Raw genomic sequence first — 20,776 nt, forward strand, 5'->3', positions numbered from 1 at the left:
GTTCAGCGGCTTTAGGCTGCGCGAATTCCAGCGGCATATCATCCGGCCGGTCGTCTTTCACCACTTTATCCAGCGCTTCGGCAAAACTGCTCTTCTTTCCGGATGGAGGAGGAGCGGTATCACCGGAAGCCCTTGTCAATGCTGCCTGAACATCTGCCTGCACATTGTCCATCATCGCTTTTGTTTCCTCACTGGCCGTATCATCAGACAACCTCGTCACCACTACCTCTTCCTGCGGCGCTTCCACACCTGCACCGCCACCGGCAGCATTCAGTGTCGCAAAGGTCTGCAGATCATATAATGCAAATTCTTTATCCCCGGTGTTCTTGAGCAGATAACCATAATCCCGCTGCCCGGTAATACGAAGAGTATATTCCTGCTCCGGCATCCCGTTCTTCAGAAAACCGACGGTCACCGGCACTTTCCCCTGGGGCAGCTTTGACAGGATCACATACCCCCTGGAGGAGGAACTGACCACCTTCCCGTTCAGCTTCACGTAAAACGGCTGCTGCTGCTCATGCTGGATATACACGAAATGCGCCTGGTCCTGCGCAGACAGGCCACCGGCCACCAAAAGGCAACAGAAAAGATATAACAGCTTTAATTTGGATCGATACATAACGTTACTACTAACAAATATTATTCCAGCACAATTAATACTTCCCCTTTCTCCACTGCTTTCCGTTCGGTGACCTTCACTTCTTTCACTACCGCATCGGAGGGGGCTTTGAATACATTCTCCATCTTCATGGCTTCCAGGATCAGCACCGGATCTCCCTTGCTGATGGCCTGTCCGGGTGAAACCAGCACTTTCAGCACCATGCCGGGCATCGGCGCTTTGATATCGTTCAGCTTGCGGGATGAGGCTTCTGAAATACCCATTGCCGCCAGCAGACGGTCCATCGGCTCTTCCAGCTTCACCTCAAAAAGGCGCTGCCCCAGCTGAAGCGTGACCGTTTTCGTGTCCCGGTCCGTTCTCACGACCTCGGCCACGTAACTTTTCCCGTCCATCAGAATGCTGTAACCGCCTGATGGCAGGGCTTCAGCACTCCATTCCGTTTTCCTGCCGTTACAGGATATCCCGTCCGCCGGGCTGGTTATTTCGAACGGCTGGGCGCCGTTCACTATTGCTTTGATCATCATTACAATTCCAAAAATAACAATTTTAACCGCTTGCGTCGTATTTGGGCCATTTGTTTAAATTTGACCCTTCCCCACGCAGTGAGGGGCTATTTTTGTTCTAAATAACAATTGCATGCATCATCATTTTCAGACATCTATTCGCACTTTACTGGCCGGCCTCCTGTTCACAGGGCTTTGCACAGGGGTGCTGGCCCAGACCGGTGGCGCCCGGCAGGAGGACCCGGCTCTCAGCATCTATCGGGCAACCCCCACCAAGATCAATAACCTGGTGCATACAAAACTGGATGTGAAATTCGACTACGCCAAACGCTACCTCCATGGCAAAGCCTGGATCGTATTGAAACCGCATTTCTATCCCACGGACAGCCTTACGCTGGATGCCAAGGGCATGGACCTGAAACAGGTATCGCTTGTACAGACGGGCAACACCGGCAAAACCGCTCCCACAGACCTGCTGCTGAGAACGGCCCGGCAAACCCCGCTGAAATATGCATACGACGGCCAGCAGATCCGCATCCAGCTGAATAAAACCTACAAGAACACGGAATCATATACGGTATTTGTAGAATACACCGCCAAGCCCGATGAGCTGGAAGTAAAGGGCAGCAACGCCATTACCGATGCCAAAGGCCTGTATTTCATCAATCCGGATGGCAAAGATCCCAAAAAGCCCATCCAGATATGGACACAGGGCGAAACGGAGGCTTCTTCCGTATGGTTCCCCACGATCGACAAGACCAATCAGAAAACCACGTCGGAGATCAGCATGACGGTGGATAAAAAATACGTTACCCTCTCCAACGGCCGGCTGGCCGGCCAGAAAAACAATGCGGACGGCACCCGTACGGACACCTGGCGGATGGACCTTCCCCATGCCCCCTACCTCTTCATGATGGCGGTGGGCGACTTTGCCGTGGTAAAGGACAAATGGCGCGATAAACAGGTGAACTACTACGTGGAGAAGGAATATGCGCCCCACGCCAAAGCCATCTTCGGCAACACACCGGAAATGATGACCTTCTTTTCCAAACTCCTGGACTACGACTATCCCTGGGTGAAATATTCCCAGATCGTTGTGCGGGACTATGTGTCCGGCGCTATGGAAAACACGACCGCCACCATTCATGGCGATTTCCTGCAGAAGACCGACCGGGAGCTGCTGGACGATGATGACCGTCTCGGGGAATCCGTGATCGCGCATGAGCTGTTCCACCACTGGTTCGGAGACCTGGCTACCTGCGAATCCTGGAGCAACCTCACCATGAACGAGTCCTTCGCGGATTACAGTGAATACCTCTGGTTCGAACATAAATTCGGCAAAGACGCCGCGGATGAACATGCCTACAGCGCCCTCAACAGCTACCTGGAAATGGCGGAATACCAGGGCGACCGCCACCTGGTGCGCTTTCATTATCACGACAAGGAGAATATGTTTGACCAGGTAAGCTACCAGAAAGGCGGGCGCATCCTGCATATGCTGCGCAATTACGTTGGTGATGACGCCTTTTTCAAAGCGCTCAATCTCTACCTGAAAGAACATGCCTTCAAAGCCACGGAAGCGCATCACCTGCGCCTGGCCATGGAAGAAGTGACCGGGCAGGATATGAACTGGTTCTTCAACCAGTGGTACTTCGGCCAGGGGTATCCCACGCTGGATATCAACTACGACTACAGCCAGGCCGGTACCGCCAAAGTGATCCTTACCCAGAAGGGTGAAAAGGTGTTCGACCTCCCCATCACGGTAGATGTGTACACCGGCGGCAAAAAAGAACGCCACAATATCCGCCTGACCGAGAAAGCCGATACCTTTTCGTTCGCTGTAAACGGCAAACCGGATTTCATCAATGTGGACGCGGACAAGGTGCTGATCCTCAGGAAAACGGACCGCCGGGACCTGAACACTTATGTATTCCAGTATAAAAATGCGCCGCAGTACCTAGACCGCCGCGAGGCTATTGAGGCCTGCCTGAAACAGCAGACCAGCAATGCCGGCGCCCGCGCTACGGCAATCGCTGCACTGAAAGACCCCTATGAAGGGCTCCGCGCACTTGCTGTCGATGGCCTGAAGCTGGATAACAATGACGTGAAGACCGCCGCCCTGCCCATCCTGCTGGACCTTGCGAAGAACGATAAACATTCCCAGGTGCGCGCAGCCGCGTTGAGACAGCTCGGCAGGCTGAAAGACACGGCATATACGCCGCTCTTTGAAGCTGCGCTGAAAGACCGCTCCTATATGGTGGAAGGCATTGCGCTGAATGCCCTCGCCGAACTGGATATGACCAAAGCGTACAGCCTGGCAAAGGCCATGGAAAAAGATGCAAAAGGTTTGCTGAGCAGCGGTATCGCCAATGTATATGCCCGGAACGGCAATATCGCCGATGTGCCTTTCTTTGCGAAGCAACTGGAGGAAACGAGCGGACAGGAAAAGATCGGCGCCGCTATCATGTACCTGAATATCCTGGCCAACGTGGACGATACGGAACTGGTCACCAAAGGCATCGACCAGGTGGTGGACGTTGTCACCGGGTTTAACAATACCTGGGTGAACAACTATATCATCAACCTGCTTGCGCCGATGGCGGAGAAAAAACACAGCAAAGCCGCCACAGCTGATGCCGCGCTGAAAGCGGAACTGACGAAGCAAGCGGAGTATGCTCAACAGGCAGCCGCGAAGATCAAAGCAAGTTCCAGCGAAGAATAATATGGGCGTCAGCGGCGGCGCTTTACCTGGCCGCCGTTGCGTCGCACACTTGAACATTCACCTTACTGTCAGCAGGCAGTTTCCGGGAACGGGAGCTGCCTGTTTTCGTTGTATCCCCAAGGCATACAGGAATATTTTGCGGCGCCGCTATACCAAAACATGCAGCAAAAGAAAACAAACCTCCAGGCGTTTTCAGTTTTAAACATGATTTGCTATATTGAGCAAATTCCACTGTCTCATGTTAGCATTCCTGCCCTTGATATATGCTGTAGCCGCTATCCTCCTGCTGATCGTCCTGATCCTGTGGGTGAAGCTGGACACGTTCATTTCCTTTCTGATCGTCAGTATCATCCTGGCACTGGCCTGCAACATGTCCGGTCCCGAAATTGGCTCGGCCATATCTAACGGTATCGGCAGTACGCTTGGCTCGCTGGTCACCATCCTGGGCTTTGGCGCCATGCTGGGCAAGCTGGTGGCCGACAGTGGCGCCGCACAGCAGATCACTTCTTCCATGATCCGCATCTTCGGCATCCGGCATATCCAGTGGGGAATGGCACTGGCCGGTCTTCTCGTGGGCATCCCGATGTTCTACACCGCCGGTTTTGTGATCGTGGTGCCGCTGATCTTTGCCACAGGCATGTCTACACGCCTTCCGCTGCTGTACCTCGGCATCCCGATGATCTCCGCATTATCTACCGCCCACGGTTTTCTGCCGCCGCATCCTTCCCCTACCGCCATCAGCCAGCAGCTGGGCGCGGATATCGGGAAAACGCTGGTGTACGGGCTGCTCATTTCCATACCGACCATTGCCCTGGCCGGCCCGGTTTTCGGCCGCAGCCTCCGTAAAATGAATATAACACCCGAACAGGGCCTGCTGAATATTACTTTCCGGGAAGAGAAGGACATGCCGGGGCTGGGGATCAGTCTCGCTACGGCCCTGCTCCCGCTTATCCTGCTAACGCTCACCACGGCCCTGGCGCCGCTGATGGTGGAAGGAACCGCGCTGACCAGAGCGCTTCGTTTCATTGGCGACCCCAACATCGCCATGCTGCTCTCCGTACTGGCGGCCATTTATTTCCTGGGCGTCCGCCGCGGACAGCCCATGAAAACGGTGATGAAATCCATAGAACAGGCGTTAAAAGATGTGGCGCCCGTCATGCTGATCATCGCCGGTGCAGGGGTTTTCATGCAGGTGATCAAAGACGGCGGCATCAACACCTATATCGGGGAAGCGCTGAAAGACCTGCCGGTATCACCGCTGGTGCTTGGCTGGACGATCGCGGCCGTGATCCGGGTCTGTGTAGGCTCGGCCACTGTTGCAGGGTTAACGACCGTAGGCATATTGCTGCCCCTCATACAACAGGAAGTGGTACATCCGGAACTGATGGTGCTCTCCATCGGCGCGGGCAGCCTGATGTTCTCCCATGTGAATGACGGCGGTTTCTGGCTGTTCAAGGAATACTTCAACCTCAGCCTGAAACAGACCTTCGCCACCTGGTCCGTCATGGAAACCATCGTTTCCGTATGCGGATTACTGGGGGTGTTGGCATTGGAACTATTTATTGGATAACTTTAAGCAAAAATCAGATGACGGCAGCAGAAAATTTCGCAGCGCTCGGGTTGAACCTTCCCCCCTGCCCCGCTCCCAAAGGCGTTTATAAACCATTACTGATCGTGGGCAACCTCGTGTATGTTTCCGGCCACGGCCCCGTGCTGGACGATGGTTCCTTACTGTTCGGAAAAGCGGGACTGGAAGTAAATGCAGATGGCGCGAAGCTTGCGGCACAACAGGTTGGCCTCACCATCCTTTCCACACTGGTCAGCCAGCTTGGCTCCCAGGACCGGATCAAACGGGTGATCAAAGTACTGGGTATGGTGAACGCTACACCGGATTTCGGCAAACACCCCTACGTGATCAACGGCTGCAGCGAATTGTTCGCAAAGGTATGGGGACCGGATAACGGCGTAGGCGTTAGAAGTGCGGTGGGCATGGGCTCTCTTCCGGACAATATCACCGTGGAGATCGAAGCTGTTTTTGAACTGGCAGACTAAATCAATATACAGATGCAGGCAGACTGGTATCACCTCAAAGACCCGGACACGGTGGCTTCCCCCGCCCTGCTGGTGTATCCGCAGCAGGTGGAAATGAATATCGACAGGATGATCGCCATAGCCGGCGGTCCGGGGCACCTGATGCCCCATGTGAAAACGCACAAGATGAAACCCATCGTGCAAATGCAGCTTGATAAAGGTATCCATCGTTTCAAGTGCGCTACTTTTGCAGAAGCGCTGATGCTCGCGGAAGCAGGCGCGCAGGACATTCTCATGGCCTATCAGCTGACCACGCCCGTTGCGGAGCAATTTGCGCTGCTGGCAAAACAGTATCCGAAGTCCCGCTTCTCCTCACTGGTAGACAATCTTGATTCGGCCATGCTGCTGAACAAAATCTTCAGCCCGCCGGGAGACCAGTTTGCCGCGGGTCATCTGCTCAATGATATCGATCATCCTCCCCGCGATCATTTTGGCACCGTACCGGCGCCGGAAAGCGCCGCCGTGGCCAATGTTTATATCGATATTGATAACGGTATGCACAGAACGGGGCTGGCGCCGGAAAAGGTATTCGCGCTGTACGAACAACTGCAGTCCCTCCCGCATGTACAATGCCTCGGCCTGCATGCATACGACGGCCATATCCGCGATACCGACCTTGCGGTGCGCACGGAAAAATGCGAGGCCGCATTTGCAGTGGTAGCCGCGCTCGCCGCCCGGATGCCGGGAGCGGAGATCATTGCGGGCGGCTCCCCTACTTTTCCCGTGCATGCCAGCCGGCTGAAGGCGTGGGAAAAGATCGCAGCCGCCGATACCGGAAATACGGAAACGGCTGAGGCAAAGGATGCCGCCGCTTCCGGGCACAAAGGCGTACGGCTGACCTGCAGCCCCGGTACCTGCGTACTATGGGACGAAGGTTACGGCAGCACTTTGCCCGACCAGCCATTCATTACGGCAGCGCTGCTGCTCACCCGCGTGATCTCGAAACCGCAGGAAGGGCATATGACGCTGGACCTGGGACATAAAGCCGTATCGGCTGAAAACCCCATCACCAAAAGGGCTTTCTTCCATGAGCTTGGTGAATATGAAGTGATCTCCCAAAGTGAAGAACATCTTGTTGTAAAAACACCGCTGGCCGGCCGCTTCAAGGTGGGCGACGTACTGTACGGCACGCCCTGGCATGTTTGCCCCACCGTAGCCCTGTACAACGAGGCACAAATAATTGAGAACGGCATCCTCACGGATACCTGGCCCATTGCCAGGGGACGGAAGCTGCTGTAACCACTAACCTTTAAACCTATGCAGCCACTAATTTTTGATGCGCATCTCGATCTCGGCATGAATGCGCTGGAATGGAACCGTGACCTCACCAAATCCGTCAATGCCATCCGTGAAAGGGAGAAGCATATGAATGATAAACCGGACCGGGGGCATGGCACCGTTTCCCTGCCTGAAATGCGGAAAGGCCGCGTTGGCTTGTGCGTAGCCACACAGATCGCGCGGTATGTGGGGCTGGATAACCCCTTGCCGGGCTGGCACTCGCAGGAGCAGGCCTGGGCGCAGACACAGGGGCAACTGGCCTGGTACCAGGCCATGGAAGCCAAAGGCGAAATGAAACAGATCACCAATGCCGCCGAACTGTCCACCCACATCAAACTATGGGAAACAGCTACAGATACCAGTTCGCTGCCGGTAGGGTTTATCCTCAGCCTGGAAGGCGCTGATTCTTTCTTTGAACTGGCCTGTGTGGAGAAGGCATATATTTCCGGCCTGCGGGCAGTGGGACCTGCCCATTACGGTCCCGGAGTATATGCTTACGGCACTGATGCGGATGGCGGGCTGGGCACAAAAGGCCGTGCGCTGCTGAAAGAACTGGAACGGTTCGGCATCATCCTCGATGCCACGCATCTTTGCGACAAGTCATTCTACGAAGCCATGGACCATTATACGGGTCCCGTTTGGGCAAGCCACCATAACAGCCGTACCATTGTGCCGCATAACCGGCAGTTCTCCGACGAGCAATTCTCCCTGCTGATACAGCGCGGTGCAGTGATAGGCACCGCCTTCGATGCCTGGATGCTGATACCCGGCTGGGAGCGCGGCAAAAGCACACCGGAACAGACCGGGGTTTCCCTGCAGCATATTGCCGATCAGATCGATCATATCTGCCAGCTGGCGGGCAACAGCCGTCATGCTGCCATAGGGTCTGACCTGGACGGTGCCTTTGGTACAGAACAGACGCCGAAAGACCTGAACACGATAGCAGATCTGCAAAAGCTGCCGGAGATACTGCAGAACAGAGGGTTTACCGCTGAAGATATCGATAACATCACCTCCCGTAACTGGATCCGTTTTTTGCTGGATACCTGGAGCTGAGTTATCTAACAGCGGTACAATGAATAAACATGACGGTGTGAACCCGACTGATATCCGGCGCCAGTACGATGAATTGCCCGGAGTGGGGGCAGGCGAAAGATGTAAGCGGCATTTTTGCAGCAAGACGAACAGGAGCGATCTCCCGTTCGTCTTTTTATATACCAGAAATTGGAAAGGAAGTTCCGTTGATCAGTTCGTCAGTTCTATCTGTCCGCGGATCTCTCCGCCGGGATGGGCGGCGGTGTGGATATTGACGTACCATTTTCCCCCAAGCAGATCGGCTTCCGTCTGGGTAGTGCCGTTGAGCACAAAGCTGGTGGAAAAACTGCCCGAAGGCGCGGCGGCAAACAGTGTGGCAAAGTTCTGCAGCACTCCTGCATTCGTACCGCGGTCTGCCGGCCCGTGTATGTGCATGAGCGTAGCATTACCGGTAAGCCCCTGCCAGCTGATGGTAATATTCATTTCTTTGGAGGCGGGGTTGTAGGTGGCATTGAAGCTGCCGGAGCCTGTTGTGGTTACCGCCGGGCTCTCCTGTGCGCCGGTGATGGGGGCATTCGTAGCCCTGTAGAGATTGTCATCATCTTTGTCCTTCCTGCAGGCTACGGCCAGCAGACAGAACAGGCCCATGGTAATGAATACAAGGGAATGCAAATTTTTCATAGCGCTCGTTTTCCGGAGAATACGGGCGGGGTGCGGGAAAGGTTGCCCCGGGTCAGGAATGCACCACCTTGCCTTCTTCGTCATCCCAGCGCCAGGGGGTATGCTCCAGCGGAATCCCGCCTATCCAGATATTATCCTGGCAGGCGAAGGACAGGTAGTTCTCTTCTGCATTCAGTATTTCTTTGCCGAGACCGGTAAGGCACAACATTTCATCGTTGCGTTGCACCACACCGGCGCGTTGGAGGCGCTGTGTGTAGATATCGAGCTGAAAATCCCCGAAGCCGTAGATCTTCAGCTCATCCCAGAACTGGTAATACAGGTCGCGTTCGCGGAGTTTGCCTAGGGAAAGCCGGTCCAGGAAAAAATGTTCCACGGCATTCAGGCCGTTCTCTTTGCCGGGAAGGCGTTTCAGATGTGCCTGCAAAGCTATGCCCAGGTAGGGCAGGCGTTCGGTACGATGGTAGCTGAGCTGTTCCAGTGCAAGCGGATCTTCGGAGCGGTAGGCTTCCCAGGCGTCAGCGGCCAGTTGCCAGTCTTCCTCCTGCAGGTACACCCGCTGTTCAAACAAGGGGGGCAGATGCTCCTGCCGCAACATGCCTAAACCGCGGAAGTTCGGTACCTCCGGGTGCTTGTGCAGCTGAACGATACTGACGGGTGGTAAGGCGGGATTGAGTTTTTTGAGGTAGTAGAGCACAAACAGCATGTTGACCTGGCAGAAAAGGTCGAACTCGAACCAAAGCACCACCTCGTCGTAGCTGGATGCTTTGCCGAGCTTTTTGTAATCTTCGCCGATCGTATCCAGGTAAGTTTTGCGGTCGAGACCATACACCTGCTGCAGGTGAGCCGCTCTTTCCTCGAAGAAGCGCGGCAGTTCTTCCGTTGCCGGAGCTTTGCCTTCGCAGAGCATTTCCCGCCATACGATCATATCACCTTCAAGGCCGCTTTGTTCGAATATTTCACGGGTTGCATCCCCATTGAGAATATGCAATATCATATCTACAATTTTCAGTTACAGATTGAACATTCAGCGATCAATCCATAACCTGAAATTGATCACTGTATTACCAGCTTCCGCTTGCGCCGCCACCGCCGCCGGAGCCTCCTCCGAAGCCGCCGAAACCGCCGCCACCGAAGCCACCGCCTCCAAATCCTCCGCCACGGCTACCGCCGCCAAGAGAGCCGGCGATCATGCCTCCGAGGATGCCCCCGAAGATGCTGTCCCCACGGCGGCTGATCACCCGGCCACCGCCTCTTCCGCCGCCACCGCGGCCTCCGATGATAAACAGGATGATGAGGGCGATGATAATGATACCGATGATATTTCCTCCGCCGGGTCCGCGTTTGCTGCGCGGAACGCCCTGGTATTCGCCGGCTGCGGCCTGTATGATCTTGTCCACCGCTTCATCCAGCCCCTGGTAGTAATGCTCCTGCCGGAAGGCGGGCTTCAATACCTTATCCACGATCCCCCAGGCAATGGCGTCCGGTACAGCGCCTTCCAGCCCGTACCCTACTTCTATCCTGGTCCGTCGCTCCTTCATCGCCACCATGATGACGATGCCGTTATTCTTCTCCGTACCGATGCCCCAATCCCGCAGAATGCGGAGGGACAGCTCGGAAATATCATAGTTGTCCAGGGATTTGATCAGCACGATGGCTATCTGGTTGGAGGTACTGTCACTATACGCTACCAGTTTTCTTTCCAGTTCCTGTATCTCGGACTGCACCAGCACATTCGCAAAATCGTTTACGAGGCGCGGGGGATCGGGCTTCTTCATCCAGTCCTCGTTCTGCGCCTGTACACCAGACCCGATCAGCACGAGCGTCCATAATAATAACCAGCGGGTAAACTTCATTGTTTGTTGCTTGTGAACCATTCTTTATTATTTTCCGAACACGATATCGTCCGGCAGTTCATTCTGATCACCGGATTCGTACGGAAAATAATGATACAGGGATTCTCCGATCTCTTTCACACAGACCTCGATTCCTTCGATGATCCTGTTCCCGGAAAAGTGCGTTTTGAGCAAAAGGGCTTCCTGTTGCCAGAAGTCGTTACCTACTTTTTCGTGGATACCCTGGTCTCCCAGGATGGCGAACTGATGGTCGCGCATGGCGAGGTACAGCAATACGCCGTTCCGCAGCCGGGTTTTTTCCATGCCGAGGGACAGGAATGCTTCCTTTGCGCGATCCATCGGATCTACATACTTGCAGCGGCTTTCCACGAACAGCCTGATCTCACCGGAGGTGAGCCGTTCGGCATGGCGGATGGCCTGCACGATCCGCGTTTTCTCGTCTTCTGTAAAAAGTTCCTTCTTTTTAAATGGGAACATGGTTCAATGATCAATATGCTTCCGGGATACAGGCCGGGGCGCTGCTGTGAGCGATATCCCTGCTTATATCCCGGAGAGCCGTTAAAATTTGTATCCGGTGAGCGTTCCGGCTGCCGATGGGGCACCGGATCAACAAAACCGGTGATTAAAATTCGACTTTCGGCGCTTTGTCAGAGCCTTCCGCCGCCTTGAAATAGCCTTTTTGCTGGAAACCGCCCAGGCCGGCCACCAGGTTGGTGGGGAAGGTGCGCACACTGCTGTTATATGCGTTCACGGCTGTATTGAAATCGTTCCGCGACACGGCGATCCTGTTCTCCGTGCCTTCCAGCTGCGCCATCAGCGTCTGGAACTGCTCGGTGGTACGCAGTTCGGGATATCGTTCCACGCTGACGAGCAGACGGCTCAGTGCGCCGGACAGTTCTCCCTGTGCCTGCTGGAACTGGGCGATCTTTTCAGGACTGAGGTCGTTCGCATTCACCTGCACGGAAGTAGCTTTGGCCCGCGCTTCAATAACACCGGTGAGGGTTTCCTGCTCAAATTTGGCGGAGCCCTTCACAGTGCTCACCAGGTTGTCGATCAAATCCGCCCTGCGCTGGTATTGCGTTTCCACATTTCCCCATGCCTTTTGCACTACTTCGTCTTTCTTTACCACTCCATTGTAGCTGCTGCAACCCCAAAATCCCACCAGTACGAGGACGATGATTACAATGATGCCTGTTTTCATTTTTCTGTTGTTTTTTAAATAATGTTAGGTTACGGGTATAATCAAACCTACAAGAAATAACGGAAAGCGCAAAAACTAGCTTCAAATAACATCGCGTTAACCGGCTAAGTTCCAGCGCTTACCAAACAACTCGCAACGGTCAACCAAAATCCCCCGGGTGAATAACAAAAAATAATTATGTTTGGCATCGATTTCCGGGTAATAAAAGAGGGAGTTATTATACCGGAGCCTGTTATCGGAATGCACAATTGTATTTTGTTTGATTGATACATTCATGGAAATTTTCATTGTTTCTAACTCATTTATTTTTATTATATTACATTAAGCTACTGCGTTTTATAATGAGTGCACAACACATTCACATCCTCTATATTGATGATGAAATACATAACCTGAACGCGTTCAAAGCTTCCTTCCGGAGAATCTATACCGTACAGACGGCTGAATCTGCCGAGGATGCTTACAAATTGCTGGAAGACCATGAGTTTCACATCATTATATCGGATCAGCGCATGCCCCGCATGACGGGGATCGAGTTCTTCGAATCGATCCTGCATAAATATCCTGAGCCCATACGGATCCTGCTTACCGGCTATGCCGACATCAATGCTGTTATTGATGCTATCAACAAGGGACAGGTGTACAAGTATTTCTCCAAGCCCTGGAACGATGAGGAGCTGCGCCATAATATAGAGAAGGCGTACGAGGTGTATTCCCTCCGCAAGGAAAACCGGGAGTTAACGGAGAAATTGCTGGATGTGAACGAGAAACTGGAGTTCCTGCTGCGGCAGAAGCTGATCTCTTAACTACGCCCTGCCGGCTCCCGGTCCCCGCTTTTATGCGCCCTGCTTCCTGCTTATGGTATATTTACCTTTGCCACAGCTCCCCTGTTACCTGCTTTTCACCCGCACTGCTGCTGAAGTGTGCGACGCAACGGCGGCCCCGGTCAGCGGCCCCCGCGCCCGGCCCCCAACTTATCTTCTTCATCCGCCCAACCTGCCTTTTCCCATAAAAACACGGGCTACTTTTCCATTTTCCGTTAAATTGCGCTCATTCATAAACGTTTAATAGCTCAATCATGCAAGTTTGGAAAGATTATCAGGCTCAGCACAAGGACCGTTTTTTGAACGAGTTGCTGGAACTGTTGCGGATCCCTTCTGTCAGCGCGGACTCCCGTCATAATGAGGACACTAAACGCTGTGCCGAAGCCGTAAAACAAAGACTGGTGGATGCCGGCGCCGAAAAGGTGGAGGTTTGCCCTACTGCCGGCCACCCTATCGTTTATGGCGAAAAGATCGTTGACCCTTCCCTGCCTACCGTACTGGTGTACGGCCACTACGACGTGCAGCCGCCCGATCCGCTGGATCTCTGGACCAGCCCTCCTTTCGAGCCGGTGATCAAGGATGGCAAGATCTACGCCCGCGGCAGTGCGGACGACAAAGGACAGTTCTACATGCATGTGAAGGCATTCGAGACCATGATCAAAACCAATACACTGCCCTGCAATATCAAATTCATGATCGAAGGAGAGGAAGAAGTGGGTTCCAACAACCTGGGCGTTTTCCTGAAGGACAATAAAGAGCGCCTGAAAGCGGACGTGGTGCTGATCTCGGACACCTCCATGATCAGTATGGAAAACCCTTCCCTGGATACCGGCCTGCGCGGCCTGGCCTATATGGAAGTGGAAGTGACCGGCCCGAACCGTGACCTGCACTCCGGCGTATATGGCGGCGCGGTGGGCAACCCCGCAACTATTCTGGCGAAAATGATCGCATCCCTGCATGACGATAACAATCACATAACGATCCCCGGATTCTATGACGGCGTGCTGGAACTGAGCGCCAAAGAGCGGGAAGACCTGAACAAGGCGCCGTTCGATGAAGCGGAATACAAGGCCGATCTGGGTGTGAATGAGCTTTGGGGAGAAAAAGGATATACCACCATCGAGCGGACGGGCATCCGCCCCACGCTTGAGGTGAACGGCATCTGGGGCGGTTATACGGGCGAAGGCGCCAAAACGGTGCTGCCTTCAAAGGCTTTTGCGAAGATATCCATGCGGCTGGTGCCTAACCAGGACTGGCAGCAGATCTCCGACCTGTTTGCCGCACATTTCAAGAAGATAGCCCCGAAATCCGTAACGATAAAGGTAACTGCCCACCATGGCGGTTCCCCCTACGTTACGCCTACGGACCATATTGCTTTCAAAGCGGCCAGCAAGGCGGTGGCTACCACATTCGGCAAGGAGCCTATACCGGTACGCGGCGGCGGCAGCATTCCTATTGTAGCGCTGTTTGAAAAAGTGCTTGGGCTGAAAACGGTGCTGATGGGCTTTGGGCTGGATAGCGACAATCTCCATTCACCGAATGAGAAGTACGGGCTGGAGAACTTCTACAAGGGCATTGAAACGATCCCTTATTTCCATCAGTATTTTGCGGAAATGTCCAAATAATAGTCCCGGATGCCGTAGCGGCTTCCGGCTTTTGACAAGAAGGGCTGAACTAAAAGCAAGGATGATCCTGCTTTCCGTTCAGCCCTTCTGTTATTGTTGATGCTGTTATTTTTTGATGGCAGCGATGCCGGGCAATTCCTTGCCTTCGAAGTATTCCAGCATGGCGCCGCCGCCGGTGGATACATAGCTTACCTTCTCGGCGAGGCCGAATTTATTGACCGCAGCCACGGAATCACCGCCTCCCACGAGGGAGAAAGCGCCGCTGGCCGTGGCTTTCACGATGGCGTCCGCAACGGCTTTGGTGCCGCCCTGGAAGGGTTTCATTTCAAAAACGCCCATGGGGCCGTTCCAGAGGATGGTTCTGGAGGCGGCGATCACGTCGCTGAAAAGCTGTACGGATTGGGGTCCGATGTCCAGCCCCATCCAGCCGGCGGGGATATTGTCGTTAGATACTTCCTGTGTATTGGCATCTTCCGCGAACTTGTCCGCCGCAACAGAATCCACGGGGATGAGCAGCTGTACGCCGAGGGTTTTGGCTTTGGCCAGCAGTTCATTGGCGAGGTCAAGCTTATCGTTTTCCACGAGGGAGTTGCCGATCTCCTTGCCCTGTGCTTTCAGGAAGGTGTAGGCCATGCCGCCGCCGATGATGATATTATCGGCTTTGTTCATGAGGTTCTCGATGATGAGAATTTTGTCGCTCACCTTTGCGCCGCCGAGAATGGCCGTGAAAGGCTTTTCGGAGTCGTGCAGCACTTTTTCGGCGCTGCTGGTCTCTCCTTCCATCAGTAGTCCGAACATTTTCTTCCCGGCCGGGAAAAATTCCGCGATCACAGCTGTGGAAGCGTGTGCGCGGTGTGCGGTGCCGAAGGCATCGTTTACATATACATCGCCCAGTTTGGACAGCTGTTCCGCAAAGGCACGGTCGCCTTTCTCTTCCTGTTTGTGGAAGCGGAGGTTCTCCAGCAGCAGCACTTCGCCCATTTGCAGGCTGGAAGCGGCTTTCTCAGCTACTTCGCCTACGCAGTCTTCCGCAAATTTCACGGTAGTGCCGTTCAGCAGTTTGATCAGGTGGGTGACGAGGTGTTTGAGGGAGTATTTGTCGGTGGGACCGTCTTTGGGGCGGCCCAGGTGGCTCATGAGGATCACGGCGCCGCCGTCTTTCAGGATTTTCTGAATGGTGGGAACGGCCGCCTGCATGCGGTTATCGTCCGTTATGTCGAACTGGTCGTTCAGCGGCACGTTGAAGTCCACACGGATGAGGGCTTTCTGCCCTGCGAAGTTGTGGTCGGAGAACTTGCTCATAATAAAGGCATTTAGTGAGGAAGGTAAGCAAAAACCCTCCGGTAAAGCGCCGAAAGCAGCGTTTTCGCGGAGGGTTGGTAAATATCATCAAGACCGTTATTACTTGCTGATCAGGCCAGCAAAGTGTTTCACGGTGCGAACGAGCTGGGAAACGTAGCTCATTTCATTGTCGTACCAGGATACGGTTTTCACCATCTGGATGTCGCCCTGGGTCATTACCCTGGTTTGGGTGGCATCGAAGAGGGAACCGAAGTTGATACCAACGATGTCTGTGCTGACGATCTCATCTTCCGTATAACCGAAAGATTCGTTGGCAGCGGCTTTCATGGCTGCGTTGATCTCTTCGGCGGTTACTTTTGTTTTGAGGATGGTGGTCAGTTCAGTCAGTGAACCGGTGATGGTGGGAACGCGTTGGGCGCTGCCATCCAGTTTGCCTTTCAGTTCGGGCAGTACGAGGCCGATGGCTTTGGCTGCGCCGGTGCTGTTGGGAACGATGTTGGCTGCGGCGGCGCGGGCGCGGCGCAGGTCACCTTTGGCATGCGGGGCATCCAGGGTGTTCTGGTCGTTCGTATAGGCGTGGATAGTGGTCATGAGACCGGTCACGATGCCGTATTTGTCGTTCAGCACTTTTGCCATCGGTGCGAGGCAGTTGGTAGTGCAGGACGCGCAGGAGATCACGGTTTCGCTGCCATCGAGGATATCATGGTTTACGTTGTAGACAACGGTTTTCAGGTCACCGGTGGCGGGAGCGGAGATCACAACGCGTTTGGCGCCGGCCTTGATATGGGCTTCCGCTTTGTCTTTATCGGCAAAGAAGCCGGTACATTCGATCACAACGTCGATACCGTGGTCTTTCCAGGGAATCTGGGAAGGATCTTTCTGAGCGTAAATTTTCACTTCCTCGCCGTTTACGGAGATGGCGTTATCGCTGTGCTTCACGTCCTGGCCGAAGCGACCCTGCGCGGAGTCATATTTCAGCAGGTGTGCGAGGACTGCGGGGCTTGTGAGGTCGTTGATCGCCACTACGTCGATACCGGGCATGTTATAGATCTGGCGGTAAACCAAGCGGCCGATACGACCGAAACCATTAATACCAATTTTGAGAGAAGTTCCCATTTTACACTGTAGTTTGTAGATGAAAAAAATTGAAGGCCAAAATTACGAGGTTGGCGGGGATTAATCAATAGCTATTTTTCGCGGGGGCTGTGGAGGCTGTTAAAAAGATTTTTTTTGGAAATTATGAAAGGGATTATACCTTTGCAATCCCAAATGAGGGAATGCCGCGTTGGTCAATCGGCTAAGACGCCTCCCTTTCACGGAGGAATGACGGGTTCGACTCCCGTACGCGGTACGAAAATCCAAAAGGGCTGTTCAATATGAGCAGCCCTTTTCATGCAAATATTCACGGCGGCAATCATAACTCTTCAGATATCGATACTGCTCATTCCATTGCCTGTTAAACTCAACACATCTCCATACGTCTATCCAAAGCTGCGCTTACGGCAGCAACCTGCATCACCGCCTGGCACGACCAGAAAATCGCGCTTCCATACTTACTACTTTTTTTTCGGCCGGTCGCGCTTCGATGATTTTGCTTCGTCATTAAAATCAAGGCACAGGCTGATCCAAAATTCAAAATCCTTTCTGCTTTTATATCCGTCTGGCGCCACGTAGCAGTAGCCTTTAAGTTCTTTGCCTTTCATGATCATGGGCAGAAAACCGGTCTTTTCCGACAACTGTTCCGTCAACTCAGGATCAAAACGGCACATTAGCCTGTCTTTGGAGACATTCACGCACATTTTATCCTTGACCATAAAAGCCAATCCCCCAAATACCTTCTTTTCCGACAACTGCAACCCCTTTATAGCATGCAGATATTCCCTGACGCGGTCTGCCAGGCGCTGATCAAATGCCATGGTAACAATATTTTAAAAAGTACTGGCGTCTATTCAATAACCCCGATAACAAGTGACATGCTCAGCATCAGGATCAATTGATAGCCATTATTTATCCAGGTCAGATTTGCCGGCTTCAGTTCGAAGGCGTTGTGCGTGACAAGCGTTGTTGCGGAAAATGCCAGCCACGTGAGGAAGCCGATCAGCAGGGCAACACCAACGTTATTTGCTCCGAAAGCAACGCTGCCTGCATGGATCAAAACAGATAACACTATCGCGGTAATGAGATTTGCGAACAACGTGATGATGATCGGTCTTTTGCCCGCCTTTTGGGATGCGGCTTCGCTGATACCGGTCAATTTTCTCCAAACCGGCCCGAATGCGGTTTTCATATACCAGGTTTTAGCACAGATCATTCCAACGACCGTGGCTAAAACCACAGCAAGCCAATTCACTTTAATGTCCATATAGTCAGATTTTAAGTTTATTTTGCACTTGCATTTTGCAATATCTAAAATACATAAGTTATTGCAAATTGCAAGAACTATTTTGTTTTCTTATGGAAAAGAACAGATCTGATTGTCCGATTAGCTGTTCGCTGGATGTTTTTGGCGACAAGTGGTCACTATTGATTATCAGGGACATTATGTTACGGGGGAAAGTTTCCTACAGTGAATTTTTGGGGTCGGAGGAAAAAATAGCCACCAATATCCTGGCTAACCGGCTGAGCGTGTTGGAAAAAGAAAAAATACTGGTCAAGGAAACATCGCCTGCCAATAAATCGAAGTTTGTATACAGCCTGACCCAAAAAGGTGCTGACCTGCTGCCGATCGTTATAGAGATCATGGATTGGGGAGCGAAATACAATGCAAATTCTCCCCGCCGTGAATTGGGGAAAAAAATCCGGCAAGACAAATTTTCCGTGGTTAAAGAATTGAGTGAAGCGCTGAAGAAGAAGGTTAAGTAAGGATGTTATCAACTTCCATCCTTGAACCTATGCAACCAACACTACACAGGATCACCCGCAATCGACCGGATCTCAATAAGAAAATCAATTGGCCAAGGGAGCACAACGGGAAATTGAAGATAGGGGATCCCGATAACCTGCCAAATCACGATACCACATAAATTGGGGCATCAACGCACGCCGCATCCCAAACAGGACCAAGTTCCCCCCTCCCCCGCCCACTTTCCCATAAAAAAACCTTAAATTAACGGTGGACTTGACCATCATCCCATGAACCTTTCAAAACCGATACCCCTAATCGTGTTGTGCCTGCTATGCTGTTATTCAGGAAACAGTGTTCTCGCCCAATCCGAAACGATCAGGAACGAGCAACACCAGTTGCATTCCATCAAAGACAGCATCGCGTTTGCCGACAAGCTTAACCGCATCGGTATCCTTTTTTACATGAAAGACGTTGACAGCTGCTTTTACTACGGCATGACGGCAAAAGCACTCTCAGCCAGGCTGCAGTACAACAAAGGCGAAACCGATGCTGATAACGTGATTGCTGCCGCATTGTACTTTAGAGGACTTTATAAGGAAGCGCTGGAACTACTCCATAAATGCCTGATGGCCTACCGGAACATGGGTGATTCCGCCAATGTTGCCCAGGTGCTCTCTAATATGTCAATCATCTACACAGACATGGCCGACAGCGCAAAGGCTATCAGCTTTGCCAGCCAGGGTTTCGAGCTGGGGCGGCAACTGGAAGGGGACAGCATTCAGACACTGCTCTACCTCAACTATTGCATAGACAATCCCCAGCTCCCCGAAGATACTATCCGGCACTACCTGGCCAAAGCCCGGGCTAACGCGGAGAAGTATAATGACCAGCCCATGCTGTCCTTGTCCATGCTCGTATTTCCCATATACCTGGTAGCTAACAGCCGCACCGAAGAAGCACTACCGCTGATCAGGGAGGTGCTTGACCACTCCCGCAGTACAGGAATGGAATACCTGGAGATCAGGACGCTGATGCTATACGGGGATTGCCTGAAAAACAACCCGGATAGCGTACTGGCATACTATACGCCCGCCCACAGGATCGCAGAGAAAAACGGCTACAAAAACTTCATCCTGCAATTATTGCAAGTCATCCTGGCAAACACGGAGCTGGTTGGTGACAAAGATCAGATCATCCATGTGCAAAAACTGATGACATCTGCACTGGAGGCGGACAACAACAACCTGAAAAAATTCATCGGCGATTACACCGCTTATAGTGCGATCAGGGAGAAAAACCACTTGCTGGAAGCCAGCAACCGGAACAAACTTACCCAAATATGGCTGCTGGCGGGCATATGCGCCGTCACAATACTGCTGCTCGCTTTCATTTACTATCTGTACAGGCGCTCGCGTCGTATGCATAAAACCATATCAGACCAGTACCAACAGCTGCAGCATACACTGGACGCGCTTGAACAAAGCCAGGCGGACAATAGCCAGATGCTCAAAATAGTGGCGCACGACCTGCGCAACCCTATAGGCGCCATGACATCTATCGCGAACCTGATGCTGGAAGATGGCCCCCGCAGCGAAAATGACCGTATGATGCTGGACCTGCTCAAGACCTCCGGGGAAAATTCACTGGAACTTGTTAACGATCTGTTGCTCATGCATACCCGTGCCGAAGAGCTTGCAAAAGAACCGGTAGACATGTACCAGCTCCTGGAATATTGTGTAGGGCTGCTGCATTTCAAAGCCAGGGAAAAAATGCAGCAGCTACTGTTGACGGCAGTACACGTAACCGTCCATGTAAACCGGGGGAAGATATGGCGCGTGATCAGTAATCTCATTACCAATGCCATCAAGTTCAGCCCAAATGGCGCGCGCATCCAGGTATTGCTGGAAGTCAAGACGGGTAAAGTGCAAATCAGGGTGGAAGATCAGGGGATCGGGATATCTGAAGAGATGAAGGATAAGATATTCGACATGTTCACCATATCAGGAAGGACTGGCACAGCAGGAGAACAATCATTCGGTCTTGGCCTATCTATTTCCCGGCAGATCGTAGAAGCGCATGGTGGCTCCATCTGGTGCGAAAGCTCCCCGGGTAGCGGCAGCACCTTTTTTGTTGAGCTGTCGAGGGAAACGGCCTGAATACCTGACCCGCGCAGTTCAATGGAACTGTGGTCATCTCC

General features: G+C 52.9%; 20 protein-coding genes and 1 tRNA gene (1 of these 21 only partly in view). 10 read left to right on the plus strand and 11 right to left on the minus strand.

Going from position 1 to position 20,776, the window contains the following annotated elements; translation table 11 throughout:
* Together FW415_RS24230 and FW415_RS24235 are read right to left on the minus strand one after the other, a co-directional pair.
* A protein-coding gene (locus FW415_RS24230; protein ID WP_148389666.1) for a DUF4476 domain-containing protein crosses the window boundary here: on the minus strand, positions 1–619 show its 5' portion. 833 nt of this gene lie to the left of the window's left edge; 619 of the gene's 1,452 nt are visible here — the first part of the coding sequence; the start codon lies at positions 617–619; the stop codon falls past the left edge of the window.
* Between the two features lie 20 nt (positions 620–639).
* Positions 640–1,143 (minus strand): acetyl-CoA carboxylase biotin carboxyl carrier protein subunit, encoded by a 504-nt coding sequence (locus FW415_RS24235; RefSeq protein WP_148389667.1) that lies wholly within the window; start codon positions 1,141–1,143, stop codon positions 640–642.
* 112 nt (positions 1,144–1,255) lie between these two features.
* On the opposite strand from FW415_RS24235, the gene FW415_RS24240 reads away from it, so the two are divergent.
* The 5 genes from FW415_RS24240 to FW415_RS24260 all read left to right on the plus strand — a co-directional run bounded on the left by FW415_RS24240 (position 1,256) and on the right by FW415_RS24260 (position 8,269).
* Positions 1,256–3,844, plus strand: a complete 2,589-nt coding sequence (locus FW415_RS24240; RefSeq protein WP_148389668.1) for a M1 family aminopeptidase — start codon at positions 1,256–1,258, stop codon at positions 3,842–3,844.
* Between the two features lie 238 nt (positions 3,845–4,082).
* Complete coding sequence (locus FW415_RS24245) at positions 4,083–5,414, plus strand: gluconate:H+ symporter (protein ID WP_210420787.1); 1,332 nt, start codon at positions 4,083–4,085, stop codon at positions 5,412–5,414.
* 17 nt (positions 5,415–5,431) lie between these two features.
* A complete protein-coding gene (locus FW415_RS24250) occupies positions 5,432–5,896 on the plus strand; it encodes a RidA family protein (RefSeq protein ID WP_148389669.1) in 465 nt (154 codons plus the stop codon).
* Between the two features lie 12 nt (positions 5,897–5,908).
* Positions 5,909–7,174 carry a D-TA family PLP-dependent enzyme gene (locus FW415_RS24255; RefSeq protein ID WP_148389670.1) on the plus strand — a complete coding sequence of 422 codons (1,266 nt, stop codon included), beginning with the start codon at positions 5,909–5,911 and terminating at the stop codon, positions 7,172–7,174.
* A gap of 18 nt (positions 7,175–7,192) precedes the next feature.
* Positions 7,193–8,269, plus strand: coding sequence for a dipeptidase (locus FW415_RS24260; RefSeq protein ID WP_148389671.1), 1,077 nt, complete (start codon positions 7,193–7,195; stop codon positions 8,267–8,269).
* Between the two features lie 189 nt (positions 8,270–8,458).
* On the opposite strand, the gene FW415_RS24265 is transcribed toward FW415_RS24260, so the two are convergent.
* From FW415_RS24265 to FW415_RS24285, 5 genes are all read right to left on the minus strand, one after another.
* Positions 8,459–8,929, minus strand: a complete 471-nt coding sequence (locus tag FW415_RS24265) for a CHRD domain-containing protein (RefSeq protein ID WP_168208964.1) — start codon at positions 8,927–8,929, stop codon at positions 8,459–8,461.
* A 52-nt stretch (positions 8,930–8,981) separates the two neighbouring features.
* Positions 8,982–9,923, minus strand: coding sequence for a DUF1835 domain-containing protein (locus FW415_RS24270; protein ID WP_148389673.1), 942 nt, complete (start codon positions 9,921–9,923; stop codon positions 8,982–8,984).
* 67 nt (positions 9,924–9,990) lie between these two features.
* The gene (locus FW415_RS25645; RefSeq protein WP_305764224.1) at positions 9,991–10,803 is read right to left on the minus strand and encodes a YgcG family protein; all 813 of its coding nucleotides are present in this window, start codon (positions 10,801–10,803) and stop codon (positions 9,991–9,993) included.
* A 6-nt stretch (positions 10,804–10,809) separates the two neighbouring features.
* A complete protein-coding gene (locus tag FW415_RS24280; RefSeq protein WP_148389674.1) occupies positions 10,810–11,259 on the minus strand; it encodes a TPM domain-containing protein in 450 nt (149 codons plus the stop codon).
* Between the two features lie 145 nt (positions 11,260–11,404).
* The gene (locus FW415_RS24285; RefSeq protein ID WP_148389675.1) at positions 11,405–11,983 is read right to left on the minus strand and encodes a LemA family protein; all 579 of its coding nucleotides are present in this window, start codon (positions 11,981–11,983) and stop codon (positions 11,405–11,407) included.
* A gap of 341 nt (positions 11,984–12,324) precedes the next feature.
* Between FW415_RS24285 and FW415_RS24290 the strand changes: the two genes are divergently transcribed.
* Positions 12,325–12,789 (plus strand): response regulator, encoded by a 465-nt coding sequence (locus FW415_RS24290; protein WP_148389676.1) that lies wholly within the window; start codon positions 12,325–12,327, stop codon positions 12,787–12,789.
* A 272-nt stretch (positions 12,790–13,061) separates the two neighbouring features.
* Positions 13,062–14,432 (plus strand): dipeptidase, encoded by a 1,371-nt coding sequence (locus FW415_RS24295; RefSeq protein WP_148389677.1) that lies wholly within the window; start codon positions 13,062–13,064, stop codon positions 14,430–14,432.
* Positions 14,433–14,537: 105 nt separating this feature from the next.
* On the opposite strand, the gene pgk is transcribed toward FW415_RS24295, so the two are convergent.
* Both pgk and gap read right to left on the minus strand, forming a co-directional pair.
* Positions 14,538–15,734, minus strand: a complete 1,197-nt coding sequence (gene pgk, locus FW415_RS24300; protein WP_148389678.1) for a phosphoglycerate kinase — start codon at positions 15,732–15,734, stop codon at positions 14,538–14,540.
* A gap of 99 nt (positions 15,735–15,833) precedes the next feature.
* Entirely contained in the window at positions 15,834–16,850 is a 1,017-nt protein-coding gene (gene gap / locus FW415_RS24305) for a type I glyceraldehyde-3-phosphate dehydrogenase (RefSeq protein WP_148389679.1), read from the minus strand.
* A gap of 163 nt (positions 16,851–17,013) precedes the next feature.
* Between gap and FW415_RS24310 the strand changes: the two genes are divergently transcribed.
* Positions 17,014–17,085 (plus strand) — tRNA-Glu (locus tag FW415_RS24310).
* Positions 17,086–17,290: 205 nt separating this feature from the next.
* Here the strand turns inward: FW415_RS24310 and FW415_RS24315 are convergent.
* Positions 17,291–17,650: a TfoX/Sxy family protein gene (locus FW415_RS24315; protein ID WP_148389680.1), complete on the minus strand. Its 360-nt coding sequence runs from the start codon at positions 17,648–17,650 to the stop codon at positions 17,291–17,293.
* 29 nt (positions 17,651–17,679) lie between these two features.
* Positions 17,680–18,096, minus strand: a complete 417-nt coding sequence (locus FW415_RS24320; RefSeq protein WP_148389681.1) for a DUF1761 domain-containing protein — start codon at positions 18,094–18,096, stop codon at positions 17,680–17,682.
* 92 nt (positions 18,097–18,188) lie between these two features.
* On the opposite strand from FW415_RS24320, the gene FW415_RS24325 reads away from it, so the two are divergent.
* Together FW415_RS24325 and FW415_RS24330 are read left to right on the plus strand one after the other, a co-directional pair.
* A complete protein-coding gene (locus FW415_RS24325) occupies positions 18,189–18,596 on the plus strand; it encodes a helix-turn-helix domain-containing protein (protein WP_148389682.1) in 408 nt (135 codons plus the stop codon).
* 300 nt (positions 18,597–18,896) lie between these two features.
* On the plus strand, positions 18,897–20,735 hold the full coding sequence (locus FW415_RS24330) for a tetratricopeptide repeat-containing sensor histidine kinase (protein ID WP_168208965.1): 1,839 nt from the start codon (positions 18,897–18,899) through the stop codon (positions 20,733–20,735).
* Positions 20,736–20,776: the final 41 nt, after the last annotated feature.

It is taken from the genome of Chitinophaga sp. XS-30 (genome assembly GCF_008086345.1).
Classification (GTDB): Bacteria; Bacteroidota; Bacteroidia; order Chitinophagales; family Chitinophagaceae; genus Chitinophaga.

Excerpts from the sequence above, each read along its gene's own strand:
- FW415_RS24235 (WP_148389667.1), bottom strand. The coding sequence starts at position 1,143 with ATGATGATCAAAGCAATAGTGAACGGCGCCCAGCCGTTCGAAATAACC.
- FW415_RS24240 (WP_148389668.1), top strand. The coding sequence starts at position 1,256 with ATGCATCATCATTTTCAGACATCTATTCGCACTTTACTGGCCGGCCTC.
- FW415_RS24245 (WP_210420787.1), top strand. The coding sequence starts at position 4,083 with ATGTTAGCATTCCTGCCCTTGATATATGCTGTAGCCGCTATCCTCCTG.
- FW415_RS24250 (WP_148389669.1), top strand. The coding sequence starts at position 5,432 with ATGACGGCAGCAGAAAATTTCGCAGCGCTCGGGTTGAACCTTCCCCCC.
- FW415_RS24255 (WP_148389670.1), top strand. The coding sequence starts at position 5,909 with ATGCAGGCAGACTGGTATCACCTCAAAGACCCGGACACGGTGGCTTCC.
- FW415_RS24260 (WP_148389671.1), top strand. The coding sequence starts at position 7,193 with ATGCAGCCACTAATTTTTGATGCGCATCTCGATCTCGGCATGAATGCG.
- FW415_RS24265 (WP_168208964.1), bottom strand. The coding sequence starts at position 8,929 with ATGAAAAATTTGCATTCCCTTGTATTCATTACCATGGGCCTGTTCTGT.
- FW415_RS24270 (WP_148389673.1), bottom strand. The coding sequence starts at position 9,923 with ATGATATTGCATATTCTCAATGGGGATGCAACCCGTGAAATATTCGAA.
- FW415_RS25645 (WP_305764224.1), bottom strand. The coding sequence starts at position 10,803 with ATGGTTCACAAGCAACAAACAATGAAGTTTACCCGCTGGTTATTATTA.
- FW415_RS24280 (WP_148389674.1), bottom strand. The coding sequence starts at position 11,259 with ATGTTCCCATTTAAAAAGAAGGAACTTTTTACAGAAGACGAGAAAACG.
- FW415_RS24285 (WP_148389675.1), bottom strand. The coding sequence starts at position 11,983 with ATGAAAACAGGCATCATTGTAATCATCGTCCTCGTACTGGTGGGATTT.
- FW415_RS24290 (WP_148389676.1), top strand. The coding sequence starts at position 12,325 with ATGAGTGCACAACACATTCACATCCTCTATATTGATGATGAAATACAT.
- FW415_RS24295 (WP_148389677.1), top strand. The coding sequence starts at position 13,062 with ATGCAAGTTTGGAAAGATTATCAGGCTCAGCACAAGGACCGTTTTTTG.
- pgk (WP_148389678.1), bottom strand. The coding sequence starts at position 15,734 with ATGAGCAAGTTCTCCGACCACAACTTCGCAGGGCAGAAAGCCCTCATC.
- gap (WP_148389679.1), bottom strand. The coding sequence starts at position 16,850 with ATGGGAACTTCTCTCAAAATTGGTATTAATGGTTTCGGTCGTATCGGC.
- FW415_RS24315 (WP_148389680.1), bottom strand. The coding sequence starts at position 17,650 with ATGGCATTTGATCAGCGCCTGGCAGACCGCGTCAGGGAATATCTGCAT.
- FW415_RS24320 (WP_148389681.1), bottom strand. The coding sequence starts at position 18,096 with ATGGACATTAAAGTGAATTGGCTTGCTGTGGTTTTAGCCACGGTCGTT.
- FW415_RS24325 (WP_148389682.1), top strand. The coding sequence starts at position 18,189 with ATGGAAAAGAACAGATCTGATTGTCCGATTAGCTGTTCGCTGGATGTT.